This is a genomic window from Aeromonas intestinalis (assembly GCF_054052485.1).
Window position 1 is genome coordinate 389920 of record NZ_JBSTYK010000002.1, and the last position, 16913, is coordinate 406832.

Annotated in this window: 14 protein-coding genes; 9 read left to right on the forward strand and 5 right to left on the reverse strand. The window is 63.3% G+C overall.

Annotated features, from left to right (window positions below):
- Positions 1-23: 23 nt before the first annotated feature.
- Both ACW5W7_RS04020 and ACW5W7_RS04025 read right to left on the reverse strand, forming a co-directional pair.
- Positions 24-1079 (reverse strand): NAD(P)-dependent alcohol dehydrogenase, encoded by a 1056-nt coding sequence (locus tag ACW5W7_RS04020; protein WP_456500840.1) that lies wholly within the window; start codon positions 1077-1079, stop codon positions 24-26.
- 173 nt (positions 1080-1252) lie between these two features.
- Positions 1253-2140 carry a LysR family transcriptional regulator gene (locus ACW5W7_RS04025; protein ID WP_456500841.1) on the reverse strand — a complete coding sequence of 296 codons (888 nt, stop codon included), beginning with the start codon at positions 2138-2140 and terminating at the stop codon, positions 1253-1255.
- Between the two features lie 147 nt (positions 2141-2287).
- On the opposite strand from ACW5W7_RS04025, the gene ACW5W7_RS04030 reads away from it, so the two are divergent.
- Positions 2288-3721, forward strand: coding sequence for a glycoside hydrolase family 1 protein (locus ACW5W7_RS04030; protein ID WP_456500842.1), 1434 nt, complete (start codon positions 2288-2290; stop codon positions 3719-3721).
- Positions 3722-3823: 102 nt separating this feature from the next.
- Here ACW5W7_RS04030 and ACW5W7_RS04035 read toward each other — a convergent pair whose 3' ends face one another.
- Positions 3824-4582, reverse strand: a complete 759-nt coding sequence (locus ACW5W7_RS04035) for an SDR family NAD(P)-dependent oxidoreductase (protein ID WP_456500843.1) — start codon at positions 4580-4582, stop codon at positions 3824-3826.
- A gap of 125 nt (positions 4583-4707) precedes the next feature.
- Between ACW5W7_RS04035 and ACW5W7_RS04040 the strand changes: the two genes are divergently transcribed.
- Positions 4708-5631, forward strand: a complete 924-nt coding sequence (locus tag ACW5W7_RS04040; protein ID WP_456500844.1) for a LysR family transcriptional regulator — start codon at positions 4708-4710, stop codon at positions 5629-5631.
- Here ACW5W7_RS04040 and ACW5W7_RS04045 read toward each other — a convergent pair.
- Positions 5611-6621 carry a helix-turn-helix domain-containing protein gene (locus tag ACW5W7_RS04045; RefSeq protein WP_456500845.1) on the reverse strand — a complete coding sequence of 337 codons (1011 nt, stop codon included), beginning with the start codon at positions 6619-6621 and terminating at the stop codon, positions 5611-5613. The genes ACW5W7_RS04040 and ACW5W7_RS04045 overlap by 21 nt on opposite strands.
- Before the next feature lie 230 nt (positions 6622-6851).
- Between ACW5W7_RS04045 and ACW5W7_RS04050 the strand changes: the two genes are divergently transcribed.
- The 4 genes from ACW5W7_RS04050 (at position 6852) to ACW5W7_RS04065 (ending at position 12299) form a co-directional block, all read left to right on the forward strand.
- Positions 6852-8888, forward strand: a complete 2037-nt coding sequence (locus tag ACW5W7_RS04050; protein ID WP_349922144.1) for a glycoside hydrolase family 3 protein — start codon at positions 6852-6854, stop codon at positions 8886-8888.
- 320 nt (positions 8889-9208) lie between these two features.
- A complete protein-coding gene (locus ACW5W7_RS04055) occupies positions 9209-10252 on the forward strand; it encodes a diguanylate cyclase (RefSeq protein ID WP_456500846.1) in 1044 nt (347 codons plus the stop codon).
- A gap of 157 nt (positions 10253-10409) precedes the next feature.
- On the forward strand, positions 10410-11255 hold the full coding sequence (nfo, locus tag ACW5W7_RS04060) for a deoxyribonuclease IV (RefSeq protein WP_349922146.1): 846 nt from the start codon (positions 10410-10412) through the stop codon (positions 11253-11255).
- A 45-nt stretch (positions 11256-11300) separates the two neighbouring features.
- The gene (locus ACW5W7_RS04065; RefSeq protein WP_456500847.1) at positions 11301-12299 is read left to right on the forward strand and encodes a Gfo/Idh/MocA family protein; all 999 of its coding nucleotides are present in this window, start codon (positions 11301-11303) and stop codon (positions 12297-12299) included.
- A gap of 121 nt (positions 12300-12420) precedes the next feature.
- On the opposite strand, the gene ACW5W7_RS04070 is transcribed toward ACW5W7_RS04065, so the two are convergent.
- Positions 12421-13344, reverse strand: a complete 924-nt coding sequence (locus ACW5W7_RS04070; RefSeq protein ID WP_456500848.1) for a LysR substrate-binding domain-containing protein — start codon at positions 13342-13344, stop codon at positions 12421-12423.
- Positions 13345-13447: 103 nt separating this feature from the next.
- On the opposite strand from ACW5W7_RS04070, the gene ACW5W7_RS04075 reads away from it, so the two are divergent.
- The 3 genes from ACW5W7_RS04075 (at position 13448) to ACW5W7_RS04085 (ending at position 16799) form a co-directional block, all read left to right on the forward strand.
- Positions 13448-14428 carry a TDT family transporter gene (locus tag ACW5W7_RS04075; protein ID WP_456500849.1) on the forward strand — a complete coding sequence of 327 codons (981 nt, stop codon included), beginning with the start codon at positions 13448-13450 and terminating at the stop codon, positions 14426-14428.
- 233 nt (positions 14429-14661) lie between these two features.
- A complete protein-coding gene (locus ACW5W7_RS04080) occupies positions 14662-15651 on the forward strand; it encodes a lipid A biosynthesis (KDO)2-(lauroyl)-lipid IVA acyltransferase (protein WP_456500850.1) in 990 nt (329 codons plus the stop codon).
- A 152-nt stretch (positions 15652-15803) separates the two neighbouring features.
- Positions 15804-16799, forward strand: coding sequence for an LpxL/LpxP family acyltransferase (locus ACW5W7_RS04085; protein WP_456500851.1), 996 nt, complete (start codon positions 15804-15806; stop codon positions 16797-16799).
- Positions 16800-16913 lie beyond the last annotated feature (114 nt).

The window sequence follows — 16913 nt, forward strand, 5'->3', positions numbered from 1 at the left end:
CGCACTCACCCCCGAGCGGTTCTTCAGCCCTTGAGGGAGGCCATGTCGATGACGAAGCGATACTTGACGTCGCTGTTGAGCATGCGCTCGTAGGCGTCATTGATCGCCTGGATGGCGATGGTCTCCACGTCCGAGGTGATGCCGTGCTGGCCGCAGAAATCCAGCATCTCCTGGGTCTCCTTGATGCCGCCGATGAGGGATCCCGCCACCGACTTGCGGCCCATGACCAGGGGAACCGTGCTGAGCAGGGGGTTGAGATCCCCAAGATAGCCCACCAGCACCAGGGTGCCGTCGATGGCCAGGGTCGGTAGGTAGGGGTTGAGATCGTGCACATAGGGCACGGTGTCGATGATGAGATCGAACGTCCCCCTGGCCGCGGCCATCTGGGCATCATCGCTGGAGATGACCACCCGGTGGGCCCCGAGCCGGTAGGCGTCCTCCTCCTTGCCGGGGGAGCGGGTAAACAGGGTCACCTCGGCCCCCAGCGCATTGGCGAGCTTCAGGGCCATGTGGCCGAGCCCGCCGAGACCGACGACGGCGACCTGCTTGCCAGGCCCCGCCTGCCAGTGCCGCAGCGGGGACCAGGTGGTGATGCCGGCGCAGAGCAGGGGCGCGGCTCCCGCCAGGTCCAGCCCGTCCGGGATGTGCAGCACGAACTTGTCACGGGTGACGATCTGCTGCGAATAGCCGCCGAAGGTGGGGCGTTTGTCCTGCCTGTCGACGCCGTTGTAGGTGAGAGTGGGAAACTCGTCGCAAAACTGCTCCAGCCCTCGCTCGCAGGGGGCGCAGTGCTGGCAGGAGTCGACCATGCAGCCGACCCCCACTCTGTCCCCGGGCTTGAAACGGGTCACGGCGCTGCCGACCCGGCTGACCCGGCCGATGATCTCGTGACCAGGCACCAGGGGGTAGTGGCTGTTGCCCCAGTCGTTGCGGGCATTGTGCAAGTCCGAGTGGCAGACGCCGCAATACTGGATCTCGATCACCACATCATCGGCACGGGGATCCCGGCGTTCGACATGGAAGGGGGCCAAAGGCGCCTGGGCCGACTGGGCGGCGTAACCGAGTACTCTCATCGTCATGGTGTTCTCGCTTGTTGCAGGGCCTGATGCCCGTTGGAAGAGGCGGTGGCCAGGGCGAGTTGCCCGTGCCGCCCGCGGTGCCCATGGAGTGTTGACCCGAAGGCAAGAACCCTCAAGGCAGGAGTCAATATAATCCGGCAGACAAGGGCAATGCACGCGGTGATCGACCCGGGTCATTCGGCCGGCAGGGGCGCGAGATCCGGCTCTCGCAGGGCCGCCACCGTCTGCCAGAAGGCGTCGATGAGGGGATTGTCGCCACCAGGCGGGCGGATCAGGCCGATGATCCAGCTTGCCTCGGGCGCAGTCAGGGGCAGGGTGATGACGTCCGGATGTTCGATGGTGGTGGAGGAGGGGACCAGGGTCCAGGCTATGCCCGCCGCCGCGGTGGCGACCCCGGCGGCGAAGTCGTTCACATACTGGATATCCCGAAAACGCAGCCCGCTCTGGGCCAGATAATGGACGAACTGATCGTGAAAGGAGGGGGCCTTGTCCCGGCGCAATACGGCCAGCGGCTTGTCCACCAGATCCGCGAGTGTCGTTATCCCGGTGTAACTCGCGGGCAGGACGGCGATGAAATGGGCGCGAACCACCGGCAGAAAGTGCCAACCTTTGGGGGCGGGCAGGCGGCAGAAGCCGAGATCGAGGCGCCCCTCCGCCAGCGCCAGCAACTGGTGATGGGTGGAGAGATCGTTGAGCTCGATATTGACCTTGGGGCGCTCGGCGCGAAAACGGGCGATGGCGGCGGGCACCAGCAGCTTGGTGGCGACCCCGAAGCCGATGCGCAGGGTGCCGCCGTTGCCCGCCAGCACATCGCGGGCGGTGCGATCGAGCTGTTCACTCTGGGCGATGAGGGCGCAGGCATCCGGGTAGAGGGCGCGGCCGAGCCCGGTCAGCCGGGTGCTGCTGGCGCTGCGCTCGAACAGCTCGCCTCCCCACTGGGCCTCCAGCCGTTTGATCTGTTTGCTCAGGGCGGACTGGGTGATGTGCTGGCGGGCTGCCGCCTGGCCAAAGTGCAGCACCTCCCCCAGGGTGACGAAGGCCTTCAGATCTCTCAGTTCCATCGCGGCTCCATCATTCCTATGCGGAATCTTGAGTGGTCAAAAATGTCATTGGACGGAATTCTAGATCTGTTCGATGCTGATGCCAATTCATTCGGGGTGCCCAGGCAGTGCGGCACTCACTCGTTCAAGCAGAAGGAGACAGACCAGATGCATCATGCCAAGTACAAAGGGTTCCCCGCCGATTTCCTCTGGGGCGCCGCCTCCGCCGCCTATCAGGTGGAAGGGGCCTGGGATGCCGATGGCAAGGGCCCCTCGGTGTGGGACAGCTTCACCAAGCTGCCGGGCAAGACGTTCCAGGGCAGCAACGGCGACGTGGCGGTGGATCACTACCATCGCGTCGAAGAAGACGTGGCGCTGATGGCCGAGATGGGGCTCAAGGCCTATCGCTTCTCGGTGAGCTGGCCGCGCATCTTCCCGACCGGTCGCGGTGCGGTGAACGAGGCGGGCCTCGCCTTCTACGACCGGCTGATCGACAGCCTGCTGGCGCACGGGATCGAACCGGTGCTGACCCTCTATCACTGGGATCTGCCCCAGGCGCTGCAGGACGAATACGGCGGCTGGGAAGACAGGCGCATCATCGATGACTTCGAACACTACTGCGTCACCCTCTATCAGCGCTTCGCTGGCAAGGTAAAATATTGGGTTTCACTCAATGAGCAGAATTATAACCTGACCAATGCCTACCAGCTGGGGACTCATCCGCCCGCCGTGCAGGACAGGAAACGTTTCTTCGCCGCCAACCACGTGGCATTCCTGGCCAACGCCCGGGTCATCAAGGCGTTCCGCCAGCACGTGCCGAGTGGCCTCATCGGCCCGAGCTTCGCCTATTCCCCTGCCTATCCCGCTTCCTGCGCCCCGAGCGACATGCTGGCGTTCGAAAACGCGGAAGAGTTCACCAACCTCTGGTGGCTGGACGCCTACTGCTTCGGCCGCTACCCCCAGGCGGCGCTCGCCTACCTGAGGGAGACGGGCGAAGCCCCCGAGATCCTGCCGGGGGATCTGGAACTCTTGCGCGAGGGCACGCCGGATTACATCGGGGTGAACTACTACTACACCCTGACCTTCACCGACAATCCCATCGGTGGCCAGACCATGCAGCGCATCAACACCACGGGGCAGAAGGGTACCACTCCCTCCAGCGGCGTGCCGGGACTCTACAAGACCACCCCGAACCCGCACCTCGAGACCAGCAACTGGGACTGGGCCATCGACCCCACCGGGATGCGCATCGCCCTGCGTCGCCTCTCGTCCCGCTACGGTCTGCCGCTGATGATCACCGAGAACGGTCTGGGTGAATTCGACAAGCTGGCGGCGGGGGACAAGGTGCACGACGACTACCGCATCGCTTACCTGCAGAGCCACCTGAAGGCTTGCCAGGAGGCGCTGCAGGACGGGGTCGAACTGCTCGGCTACTGCGCCTGGTCCTTCACCGACATCCTGAGCTGGCTCAACGGCTACCAGAAGCGCTACGGCTTCGTCTATGTGGACAGGGACGAGCAGGGCGGGTCCCTGCGCCGCATCAAGAAGGAGAGCTTCCACTGGTATCAGTCGGTGATTGCCAGCGGTGGCGAGTCGCTCTGAGTCCTTGCCAAACAGGATGTCACTTCCAGATGAAAAGGCCCCCGCAGGGGCCTTTTTCGTTTGCATCGGCAGAGGATGGCGGGGAGCGGCGCTCCGCACTGCCTAGATAAACATGCCGCCGGACGCCTCGATGCGCTGGGCGTTGATCCAGCGGCTGTCCGTGGAGAGCAGGGCGGCGATGACGTCGCCGATGTCATCGGGCTGGCCGACCCGGCCGAGCGCCGTCTGGCTCGCCACGAAGTCGTTGAGGGCCGGATTGTCACGCACGGCGCCGCCGCCAAAGTCGGTCTCGATGGCGCCGGGAGCCAGCACATTGACCGCAATGCCCCGCGGACCCAGCTCCTTGGCAAGGTAGTGGCTGAGCACTTCGACGCCCCCCTTCATGGCCGCGTAGGCGGCATAGCCCGGCAGGGCGAAGCGGGTCAGACCGGTGGAGACATTGAGGATGCGGCCACCATCCGCGAGAAGGGGCAGCAGGGTCTGGGTCAGGAAGAAGGGCCCCTTCAAATGGATGTTGAGCAGGGTGTCGAACTGCTGCTCAGTGGTCTGCTCGAAGCTGGCATGGATGCCGATGCCGGCGTTGTTGACCAGGTAGTCGAAGCGGTCGCGCTGCCAGGTTTGCGCCAGCAGCAGGCGCACCGCGTCCGCGAAGGCGGGGAAGCTGGCGCTCTCTGCCACATCCAGCGCGAGCGCCCGGGCCCTGACCCCCAGGGCCTCGGCCTTGGCGACCACCTCGGCCGCTTCCCCGGCCTGGCTGCGGTAGGTGATGATGAGATCGACGCCCCTGGCGGCGAGGGCCAGGGCACCGTGTCTGCCAAGGCCGCGGCTGGCCCCCGTGATGAGGGCGATGGGTCTGGTCATGGTATGGCTCCTGTCTGAATGATGAAGGGCTCATGGCGAGCCGACCCCTTCACTCTATTGGTGCTTTCATGCTGGATAAAGATGGCGATAATGAATGCACTGTTCCGATTTGGATAACAATGACCATGGACCAACTGGATGGAATGAGGATGTTCGTGCGGGTCGCCGAACTCGAGAGCTTCAGCCGCTGCGCCGAGCAGCTGGGGATCCCCAAGGCGACCCTCTCCGCCGCCATCCGGCGACTGGAGGAGCACATGGGCACCCGGCTGCTGCAGCGCACCACCCGGCGGGTGCAGCTCACCACGGACGGCCAGCTCTGTTACGCCCGCTGCCGGGATCTGCTGGCGGACATGGAGGAGTTTGACGGCCTGTTCCGGCAGACGGGGCAGATCGCGGGCCAGTTGCGGGTGGACATGCCGAGCCGGATGGCCCGCCACCTGGTGATCCCGGCGCTGCCTGCCTTTCTGGCCGCCCATCCGGCTCTGCAACTGATGCTGAGCAGCACGGACAGGCGGGTGGATCTGGTGCGGGAAGGGTTCGACTGTGTCGTGCGGGTCGGCACGCTCGAGCCCTCCAGCCTGGTGGCGCGGCCCCTGGGTCACTATCGCCAGATCAACTGTGCCAGCGCGGGCTACCTGGCCGCCCACGGGGTGCCGCAGAGCCTGGCCGATCTCGGTCAGCATCGGCTGATCCATTACGGTTCGGGCCAGGGGCGCGGCGAGCCCGGGTTTGAATACCTCGGGGAGGATGAACGCCCCGCCACGCTGCCCATGAGGGCCAGTCTCACGGTGAACGATAGCGAATCCTATCTGGCGGCGGCCCAGGCGGGACTTGGCATCATACAGATACCGCGAGTCGGGGTGGAGCCGCTGCTGGCGAGCGGCGAGCTGGTGATCATCCTGCCCGCCTGGCAGGCACCGCCCCTGCCCATCCACGCCCTCTATGCCCATCGCCGCCACCTGGCCCCCAGGGTGCAGACCTTCATCCACTGGCTGGGAGCATTGTTGACGGATGCCCTTGGCGAAGCGTCAGGCCCGGCTGCGCCTTGAGCGGTACTGGCTCGGGGAGAGGGCGAATGCCTCCTTGAAGAAGCGGGTGAAGCTGCTCTGGCTGGCGAAGCCGAGCCGCCCCCCCACCTCCTGCAGCTGCAGGCTGGGATCTTGCAACAGGCGGCAGGCCTCCTCCCGGCGCACCTGCTCCAGCAGGGCCGAGAAGTGGCAACCCTCTTCACGCAGGTGGCGGTGCAGGGTCCAGCGGGTCAATCGCAGGGCCTCGCAGATGCAGGCGAGCAAGGTGCGCGGATCCGCCTCCTGCTGCCACAGCTGATGGCGGATGAGGCCGAGCACTCGCTCCTTGTAGTGGGGGCTGGGGCGCAATCGCTGCATCTGGGTATCCAGCTCTTCCAGCAGCAGGGGTTGCAGGGGGGCGTTGTGGTTCCCATAGGCCTGATCCAGCAGCTGGACGGGGAAGCAGAGCCGATAACCATCTCCGAGCCGCAATCGTCCTCCCAGCCAGGCCGCCAGTTCGCGCCACAACCTGGGTCGCACCGGTGTCGGCAGCATCAGCTGGCCGGCCCCCGGGTGGTAGAACTGGAGCAGGGCGTAGAGATGACACAGGTTGGCGAGACTGCTCATGGCGACGACATCCGGGTGATCGGACTCCGAGTGGTAGCTGATCCGCGCGAGTTCATCCCCTTCCTGCAAGGTGATCCGGTCGCACTCGCCGATGAGGGGGCGAAAGGCGGTGAAAAAGTGCAGCGCCTGACGCCAGCTGGCCGCGTTGCAGCAGAGGCTCGCCAGCGGCAGGTAATCGGTGAAGAGCCCGGTGAGGGAGGGGGGCGCCCAGTTGCGCGCCAGATCCATGTGGGGGGCGACCTGGGCCAGCAGCCGGAAGTGACGCGGCGCATCGATGCGGCCATGGGGGAGGATCAGCTCCTCTCTGGCGATGCCGGCACCCTGCAGCAGTTGATCCGGATCCCGTCCCTGCCGCTGCCAGTGGTTGAGGCAGTGCAGGGCGATCCGGTTTGAGACGGTTTTCACGGCGAAATCCTTGTCGACGATGGCCCATCATCATCGGCCAGTCGCGAAAAATTGTTGTGAGCCAGCTTCCTCTTAATGTTTCAACTTTGTAACTAAAAGTAATCCTGCAACCCTTTTCACAATTTTGACATCTGCTCCCAACCGTCAACTTCCTGCACCCGAATGGCAAGTGAGGCGGGTCCGTTTTGCCTAGAGTGGCCGGACCTACACACACAAGGAAGAGAACAATAATGAACATCCATCGTCTCGCGATGACCCCGCTCGCCCTGACCATCGGTGCCCTGCTGCTGGCCGGGTGCAATGACAACGACTCTACCCCCAAGCCCGCGCAGCCCACCCTGGGCCATCGCACCGCCAGCCTGATCGAGCAGGATGGCTTGCAGTTCAAGGATCTGGATGGCAGCGGCAACCTGACCCCCTATGAAGACTGGCGCCTCGGCGCCGCCGAACGGGCAGAGGATCTGGTGGGTCGCCTCACCTTGGCTCAGAAGGCGGGGCTGATGATGCACGGCACCCTGGTGCTCGATGGGGAAGGGCGCATCAATCTCACCGCCATGGACAAGATGCTCAAGACCGATGGAGTCAACACCTTCATCACCCGGATGGCGGGCGATCCTGCGGCCATCGCCGAGGACAACAACCAGATCCAGGCGTTGCTGGAAGGGGTGGGGCTCGGCATTCCCATGACCGTCAGCACGGATCCCCGCAACCACTTCACCAACGATCCCAAGGCCACCAGCATCGCCGCCGGTGCCTTCTCCCAATGGCCGGAGACGCTGGGCTTCGCTGCCATCGGCGATGCCGAGCTGGTGCGCCGCTTCGCCGACATCGCCCGCCAGGAGTACAGGGCGGTGGGCATCCAGGAGGCCCTATCTCCCCAGGCGGATCTCGCCACCGAGCCGCGTTGGGGCCGTATCAATGGCACCTTTGGCGAGAACAACCGGGCCGCCAAGTCCCTGGTCAAGGCTTACATCGAAGGCTTCCAGCAGGGGGATGGCGGGATCGGCAAGGAGAGCGTGGTCACCGTGGTCAAGCATTTTGCCGGCGCCGGCCCCCAGAAGGATGGGCTGGATGCCCACAACCCCTGGGGCAAGGAGCAGGTCTACCCGGGCAACAACTTTGCCTATCACCTGGTGCCCTTCGAGGGGGCCTTCGAGGCCAAGGTCGGGGCCGTCATGCCCTATTACGCCCTGCCACAGGGGCTGACCTATGAGGGCCAGGCCATCGAGGAGGTGGGCTTTGGCTTCAATCGCCAGATCCTCACCGATCTCTTGCGCGGCCATTTCGGCTTTGAAGGAGTGGTGCTGAGCGACTGGGGCATCGTCAATGACTGCAACAGCCGCTGCGAGGAAGGGTTGAGCCAGGCGGAGCTGAGCGCTGGAGTCAGCCCCTGGACGGTACCCTTTGGCATGTCCTGGGGGGTGGAGAAGTTGACCCAGGCCCAGCGCTACGCCAAGGCGATCACCGCCGGGGTGGATCAATTCGGCGGGGTGGAGGATCCGGCGCCACTGTTGGAAGCGGTGCAAGCCGGGCTGGTGAGCGAGGCGCAGCTCTCCACCGCCGCCCGCCGCATCCTGGAGCAGAAATTCGAGCTGGGGCTGTTTGAGGATCCCTATGTGGATACCACGGCCGCCGTCGCCCTGGTGGGCAAGGCCGAGTTCCAGCAAGAGGCCCAGGCCGCCCAGGCCGCGGCCCATGTGCTGCTGAAGAATGAGGGTTCAATGCTGCCCATGCAGCCCGAGGGCAAACGGGTCTACCTCTACCAGGTCAATGCCGAGGTGGCCAAGGCCAATGGCTACACGGTGGTGACGGATCTGGCGCAGGCGGATCTGGCCATCGCCCGGGTCAACACCCCGGGTGAGCAGGATGCGCGCTTCCCGTTCGGCACCATCCACTTCGGTCAGCTTGGCTTTGCCAGTGCGGATCAGGTGGTGCAGGAGACGGCTCACGAGGGCAGCTATCACGGCAGCGATGAACTGGCGGAGATCCAGGCCATCCAGCAAGCCGGGGTGCCCCTGGTGCTGTCGGTCTATCTGGACAGACCCGCCATCCTGACCGAGGTGGCGCCGGCGGCCCAGGTGCTGCTGGCTAACTTCGGGGCACTGGATCAGGCGCTGTTCGATGTGATGAGCGGCAAGGCCAAGGCCCGCGGCAAGCTGCCCTTCGAGCTTCCCTCCAGCTGGCAGGCGGTGCTGGCTCAGGACTCGGACGTGGCGAGCGACTCCCAGGATCCCCTCTTTGCCTACGGCGCCGGTCTCGATTATTGATCATCGCCTTGGCACAACGAAACGGGGCGCCTGCGGGCGCCTCGTTCATTGTGAGTGATTGGCACCCGAAGAAGGGGGAGATAACGGCAAGAGGAGCGCCACAATCCTGGGTGTGAGCGGTGGCGCCCTTTCATCACGCCTTATAGTCAGTATTGTTTTTATGGGTCTGTCATTTGCTCACAAGGACGGCGTATTGATGATAAGCGTTTCAGAACCCGCATGATTGTTATACTCTCGCAAAAGCGTATAGGCAGTTATCTGAACGCCTGATGGCGTGGCAAGGGCCCACCGCAGAGTGCAGGGCGTTGTGTGAGGTATATATGCATCATGATGAGCGAGTATTTGACCCCGATTTTCTGTCTCATGCCGATCCAGGCAAGAAAATAACCCTGCCCATTGCCTTTATTCAGGATCTGACACAAGCCGTCTCCCTTCAGGATGTGTTGAATGTGATGGCAAACTGGATATTTCATATTTTCTCTGCCGAACGCGCCAGTATTACCATCAAAGAGAATGAGACATCACTGCGGCTATATGCCGTGATGGGAAATAATGCCATCCCCATGGAGTCATTGGTTCCAATACAAGGCACTATGGTGGGGAGGGTATTTTCAACCGGCGTGTTGCGGATCTGCGATGATTTGGGCAGCTCCGCTGACCTTGACTGTAAAATATTGTCCCAGCACGGGATGGGCAGCTGCATGGATGCCCCCATGATACAGGGCAAGAGCTGCATCGGCACCTTGAATGTCGCGCACCACCAGCCGTCATATTACAGCCTCGAACATGCCATCATATTGCAATGTCTGGCGAACTGGTTGGCACTGAATATCCAGTTGCATCTCAAAGTGACCGAGATGGAGCTGCAGGCATCGACAGATTATTTGACGGAGACAGCGAATCGGCGGGCTTTCATGCATGAAGGGGAGCGCAGATTGATCCTCTCCCGGCTGGCAGAGATACCGCTCACCATCGGTATATTGGATCTGGATCACTTTAAAAACCTGAACGATAAATATGGGCATGATGCCGGCGACTATGTCTTGAAAGAGGTCGCGAGCGTCATCAAGACAATAATAAGAAAAGACGATGTCTTTGCCCGTATTGGCGGGGAAGAGTTTGCCATCATTATTTCAGGCAGCCAGCCTGATATCTGCCAGTTGATATTAAATGATATTCGCACCCTGATTGAAACGCACCCCATCACCTATGAGGGCAATACCATCAGGTTGACCGGCAGCATCGGCTTTTCACACCTGTCGGCGCAAGACACCGAGCTCAGCGCCATCCTGAAGCGAGCCGATGGCGCCTTGTATGCGGCCAAACGCAATGGCCGCAACCGGGTTGAATGCCACCCCGGATAGATAACCCGGGCATGACGCGGGTTGCCCATGGCCACATCGTCGGGCCCGTCATGCAAGGGAGGCGCCTGCGGGCGCCTTTTCTATGGCGGCCATCGAAGATCCCGGTTTGGCGCGCGGACCGGGCTTGGGCATAATGGCGCCCCAAAGAGGAGATCCTATGAAATTTATCGGTGCCCATGTCAGTGCGGCCGGCGGGGTGGAGAATTGCATCGCCCGTGCCCAGGCTATCGGAGCCAACGCCTTCGCCCTGTTCACCAAGAATCAGCGCCAGTGGCAGGCGGCGCCGCTCTCGGACGCCAGCATCCGCGCCTTCAAGTCCGCCTGCGAGAAGGCGGGTTTTCGCCCCGAGCAGATCCTGCCCCACGACAGCTACCTCATCAACCTGGGGCACCCGGATCCCGACGGCCTCGCCAAATCCCGGGATGCCTTCCTCGATGAGATGAAGCGCTGCGAACAGCTCGGGCTCTGCTACCTCAACTTCCACCCCGGCAGCCACTTGAAGCAGATCCCGGAGGCCGCCAGCCTGAAACTGGTGAGCGAGTCCATCAACTGGGCGCTGGAGCGCAGCCAGGGGGTGAGCGCCATCATCGAAAACACCGCCGGTCAGGGAACCAACCTGGGCTGGTCGTTCGAACACCTGGCCACCATCATCGAGGGGGTGGAGGACAAGAGCCGGGTCGGGGTCTGTTTCGACACCTGCCACGCCTTCGCCGCCGGTTACGATCTGCGCAGCGCCGAGAGCTGCGCCCAGGTCTTCGCCGATTTCGATCGCATCGTCGGCTTTGAATACCTCAAGGGGATGCATATCAACGGTGCCAAGTGTACCTTCGGTAGCCGGGTGGATCGCCACCACAGCCTGCAACAGGGCAACCTCGGTGAGGCGGTGTTCCACCACATCATGAACGACGACCGCTTTGACAACATCCCCCTCATCCTCGAGACCATCGACGAGTCCATCTGGGGAGATGAAATTAGTTGGCTGCGCAGCCTGGCCAAGGCGTAAGAGCGCCAGGTGGGGCAAGAGCGCCGAGCATTATCAGGAGATCAGATGCAAGCAGAGGGAAAGGCAGCGCCACTGCGCTGGGGAATTGCCGGCGCCGGTGCCATCGCCCGGCGTTTTTGCCGTGACGTCAACCAGCACGCCAGCCTGGGGCGGGTGGTGGCCATCGCCGCCCGGGATCAGGCGCGGGCCGACAGCTTTGCGACCGAGCAGGGCCTGTCGCATGCCTTTGGCAGCTATCAGGCCCTGGCCCTGAGCCCCGAGGTGGACGCCGTCTATGTGGCGGTGATCCACCCACAGCATGCCCCCCTCATCAGGGAGATGCTGCTGGCAGGCAAGCACGTGCTGGTAGAAAAACCTGCCGTCACCCGTCTTGATGATTGGGATGAACTGGTCGCGCTCGCCCGGCAGCACAAGGTGCTGCTGCTCGAAGCCATGAAGGTGATGTGCTTCCCCGCCATGCGCACCCTGCTTTCGCGCCTGCCCGCGCTGCCGGGCCCTCTGTCCCTGCGGGCGGCATTCGGCTCGGCCCCGCCCCGGGAGGGCAAGCTGTTCGATCCCGCCCTGGACGGGGGAGCCGCTTGGGATGTGGGGGTCTATCCCCTCTGGCTCTATGCCGCCTTCTGCCGGCAGTTGGGGCTGGCAGCGGGTGCTCCCGAGGTGCAGTTGCAGCGATCGCCCGGGGAGGTGGACCTGAGCGCCCGCTTTGTCTTCGACGGGGCGCTGCCCGCCGAGCTGGGGGCCTCCATCGTGGAGGATCTCGACAAGGCGGCCTCGCTCACGGGCGCTGGCTGGTCACTGGTGATCGAGGGCAAATGGTGGAATCCCCAGGGGGTGCGCCTGCAGGGGGAAGTGCCGCCCATGTCCTGGCCCCAGGATATCGTCCAGCCGGTGGAGGGGGGCGGCATGCAGCACGAGGCGGATCACTTCGCCCGCTGCGTGCAGGATGGCCTGCTGGACTCTCCCTGGCTGCCCCAGGCCCTGACCCGGCAGGTGCTGGGCTGGGTCGAGGCCGGGTTGGCACCCGCTCGTCCAGCAGAGACGTGATCACTCACGAGGATGTTGTCTTGATCAACAGAGGGCGCCGCGGCGCCCTCTGTCATTGGGTCATCACTCTTACATCAGGCCAGCTCTTCGCTGCCTTTGTCATCGAGCGTCGTGCGACGCCTCAGGCCGGTGTATCGCCGTCCTCATTGCCCGAGCGAAGCCCGGGAAGTTGCTGGGTACGGCAAAAGGCGAGGAAGCGGCGCAGGGTGGCGGAGTGATATTTCTGTTTGTGCCAGACGAGGAAGAGCTGGCGCGGGAAGCGGCGGCTGGGGGTGAGGGCCACCAGGCGGCCACTCGCGAGCCTGTCCGCCACCGCCAATCGGGAGATGAAGGAGAGGCCCAGACCCTGTTCCACCGCCAGCATCACCGCCTCCAGGGTGTTGAGTTCAAGCCCCGCCTGCCAACGTGGCAATCTGGGTTGAAGCTGCTGCTCGAACTGCTCCCGGCTGCCGGATTGGGGTTCGCGCAGTACCCAGGTCTCGCCGGCGAGCTGACTGAGGGGCAGCTCGAGACGCCCGGCCAGGGGGTGATCGGGAGGGGCGATGATCAGCATCTCGTCCTCGAGCCAGGGTTCGCTTAACAGCTCGGGATGATGGTTCTCCCCTTCGATGAGGGCGAGATCCAGTTCGAAGTGGGCGAGGGCGTGACACAGCAGATGGGTATTGGCGATGTTGATCCGGGGCGGCTGCCCCAGCTCCTTGACGCTGTGCGCCAGCAGGGTGGGCAGCAGATAGTTGCCTATGGTCTGGCTGGCCCCCAGGCGCAGCTGGCTGCCGGGCTCGGCGTCGGGGCTGAACAGCTGCTCTATCTCCTGCATCCGGGTCAGCAGCTCCTCGGCGGCGGGTTGCAGCAAGAGCCCCTCGCTGTTGAGCTGCAACCTGGGGTGGACCCTGTCAAACAGCGGGGTCGAGAGCTGGCGCTCGAGTTCCTGCAACGACTGGGAGACGGCGCCCTTGCTGAGGCTAAGCTCGTTCGCCGCCGACCCCAGATTGCCGTGGCGGGCGATGGTGGCAAACACCTTGAGTTGTTGCAGGGTGAGCTTCATGTTGTTTAGTTTTCCTTAACGCTTGATTCAATTCATTTAGATATCGTAAACGATACGTCCCCTTTATCCTATGGCCATCGTCATCAAGAAGAGGATGTCCACCATGATCGCACGTACCCGTCGTTCTCTGGCTGCCGCCCCGACCCCCATGGCCGGGCTGGCTCTCGGGATCGCCAGCCTCGGCTGGTGCTGGGAAAATGCCGGTCAATTCGATGGTCGCCTGCAATTGCTGGGGGCTGCCATCGCCGCCGTGCTGCTCCTTATCCTCACCGGCAAGTTCCTGCTGCATCCGCGCCTGCTGTGGCAGGATCTCGCCCACCCCATGGTCGGCAGCGTGGTGCCCACCTATGCCATGGCCACCATGGTGGTCTCCAAGGCCGTCGGCCAGTTGGCGCCGGCCTTGGGGCAGGGGCTCTGGCTGTTCGCCGTGGTGCTGCACCTATTGTTCCTCGCCGCCTTTGTCTGGCACCGGGCCAAGGAGTTCGAGATCCATCACATGGTGCCGAGCTGGTTCGTGCCGCCGGTGGGGATCATCGTCGCCGACGTCGCCTATCCGGGCGGCCCCTTCGCCGCGCTGGCCAACGGCCTGCTCTGGTTCGGCCTGATTTGCTATGGCCTGATGCTGCCGCTGATGCTCTATCGCCTCATCTTCAGCCATGAGGTGCCGGATGCCGCCAAGCCGACCATCGCCATCCTGGCCGCGCCCGCCAGCCTGTCACTGGCCGGTTACCTGACCGTGACCGCCGAGCCCTCCCTGCTGCTGGTGGCCGTGCTGCTCGGGATCGCCGTGCTGATGACGGGGATCATCTATCTCTCCCTGTTCAAGCTGCTGCGTCTGCCGTTCTCTCCGGGCTTTGCCGCCTTCACCTTCCCCCTGGTGATCGGTGCCACCGCCCTGTACAAGGTCAGTCATCTGCTGTCGCAGTGGCCTGAGGCGGCGCACTATGTGGAGCAGCTCCATCTGCTGGCCAATCTGGAGCTCGCCGTGGCAACCCTGGTGGTCACCTATGTGGCCCTGCGCTACCTGATGGCCTGCTTGCCGCTGACACAGAGCCTGACGCAGCGCACGCCCGCTCACCGTTAAGGCGCCACGCCTCTGCACTATGCCCAACACACCCCGCCTCGCGGGGTGTGTTGTTTTGCGTCAGGGGGATGGGATATGCATGAAGCTCATGGCCGGGCAATCCGGCGGCTTTATATTTGTCAATCCGTGAGATGGCTTAAATAGTCGTTGATTCAGCCAAGATTAAGGTGGTGTTCACTGGTATTACCTGTCACGATGACCGCCAATGCTGTTCTCTATCAATTGACCTATCCATGTCCTCCCAAGATCCCGTATTTGATTGCTCGTTTCAGTCCCGTTTGCTACGCCCCCGCTACTGGCCAAGCTGGCTCGCCCTCGGCATGCTCGGCGTGTTCGCCTATGTGCCGCCCCGCTGGCGTGACAAGCTGGCCGATGCACTGGCACCTCTGGTGCTCAGGTTCTCCAAGAAGCAGATCTACATCGCCCGCACCAACCTCGCCATCTGTTTCAAGGACAAGAGCGAGGCTGAGCGGGAAGCCCTGCTGATGACCTCCATCCGGGTCGGCCTCAAGAGCCTGCTGGGGTTTGGGGAGTTCACCTGGCGCAGCCCCGCACACCTGATGAAGCGCATCCAGGTCAGCGGCTGGGAGTATATCGAAGCCGAGCAGGCGGCCGGGCGGCCGGTGATCCTGGTGGTTCCCCACAGCTGGCCCATCGATGCGGCGGGTTACTACTTCTCCCGCCAGGGCCTTAACATGTGCACCATGATGAAGAGCGCCCGCAATCCGGTGTTCGACTGGCACATCAACCGCGAGCGTGCCAAGAACGGCTGCCGTGTCTATGAGCGCAGTGCCGGCATCAAACCGGTGATCAAGGCGGTCAAGTCCGGTCTGAGCTTCTTCTATCTGCCGGATCAGGATCATGGTCGCGAGGCGAGCATCTTCGCCCCCTTCTTCAATTATCCCAAGGCGACCCTGCCGGCCCTGCCGCGTCTGGTGAAGCTGACCGGTGCCAAGGCGGTGCCCGTGCTGGCCTGTTACGATGAGGCGGCCCACGGCTACCGGCTGGAGATCGATGCCCCCTTCGCCGATTACCCGAGCAACGATCTGCTGGCCGATACCTGTGCCATGAACGATAGCGTGGAGCGCCAGCTGACCCGCCACCCGGGTCAATACATGTGGTTCCTCAAGATCTTCGATACCCGTGAAGATCAGGAAGGGGAAGATGGCCTCTATGAGGAGGGGATCAAGCGCATTCGACGGGGCCTTGCGCCCACTCCCTGAACCTTGGCTGAATAGCCTGCTGAAGATGGCCCCATGTGGGCCATTTTTTGTTTCTAACTAGTCGGATCAGTGACTTGGAGAGGGACTCTGGCGGGCTCAGGGTAGAAAAAACTGTCAGGATCACTAAAATAACGGTCTGTTTTGACGATTCGATGGCGACCATGTCCGCACAAGATCCGGTGTTCGACACCTCATTTCATCCCCGTCTGCTGCATCCCAAATGGTGGGGCAGCTGGTTGGCCCTCGGTCTGCTCTCCGGGCTCGCCTGGACACCGGCAAGGCTGCGCGACAGGCTGGCCGACGGCATGGCGCCCCTGCTGCTGCGCTACTCCAGGAAACAGGCCTATATCGCCGAGACCAACATCAAGATCTGCTTCCCCGAGCTCGACGAGGCCGGGCGCGAGGCGCTGCTGCTCAAGTCCATTCGTACCGGTCTCAAGACCTTCATGGGCTTTGGCGAGATGACCTGGCGCAGCAAGGCGTACCTGAAAGGGCGCATGAAGGTGCGTGGCTGGGAACACATCGAAGCCGAACGTGCCGCCGGTCGTCCGATGATCTTCGTGGTGCCCCACACCTGGGCGGTGGACACCATAGGCCGCTTCATCACGGACGAGGGGGTTCCCCTGTGCACCATGATGAAGAGCCCCAAGGATGCGGTGTTCGACTGGTACATCAACCGCGAACGCAGCAAGGGAGGGCGCGTCTATGAGCGTAGCGTCGGCATCAAGCCGGCCATCAAGGCCCTGCGCTCGGGAGACAGCTTCTTCTACCTGCCGGATCAGGATCACGGCCGGGATGCCAGCCTCTTCGTGCCCTTCTTCAACCACCCCAAGGCGACACTGCCGGCCCTGCCCAAGCTGGTGAAGCTGACCGGCGCCAGGGCCGTGCCGGTGCTGGCCTGCTATGACGAGGACGAGCACTGCTACCGGATGGAGATAGAGGCACCGTTCGACCCTTATCCTACCGAGGATCTGATGGCCGACGTCAATGCCATGAACCGCATGGTGGAGCGGCAACTCACCCGCTTCCCGGAGCAGTACATGTGGTTTCTCAAGATCTTCGAGACACAGGAGGATAACGAGGGCAAGGACGGCCTCTACGAAGAGGGGATCAGGCGCATCCGCCAGGGGCTGCCCCCCGACGCCTGACTCATCTTCACGGCCCCTCGCGGGCCGTTTTGCATGATGTGGCCCGGGATTTGCCTCACGTCTAATGGGGGACGCGCCGGGGCCAGGCCCCTGTGGTGTTCACGAAATGAGGTG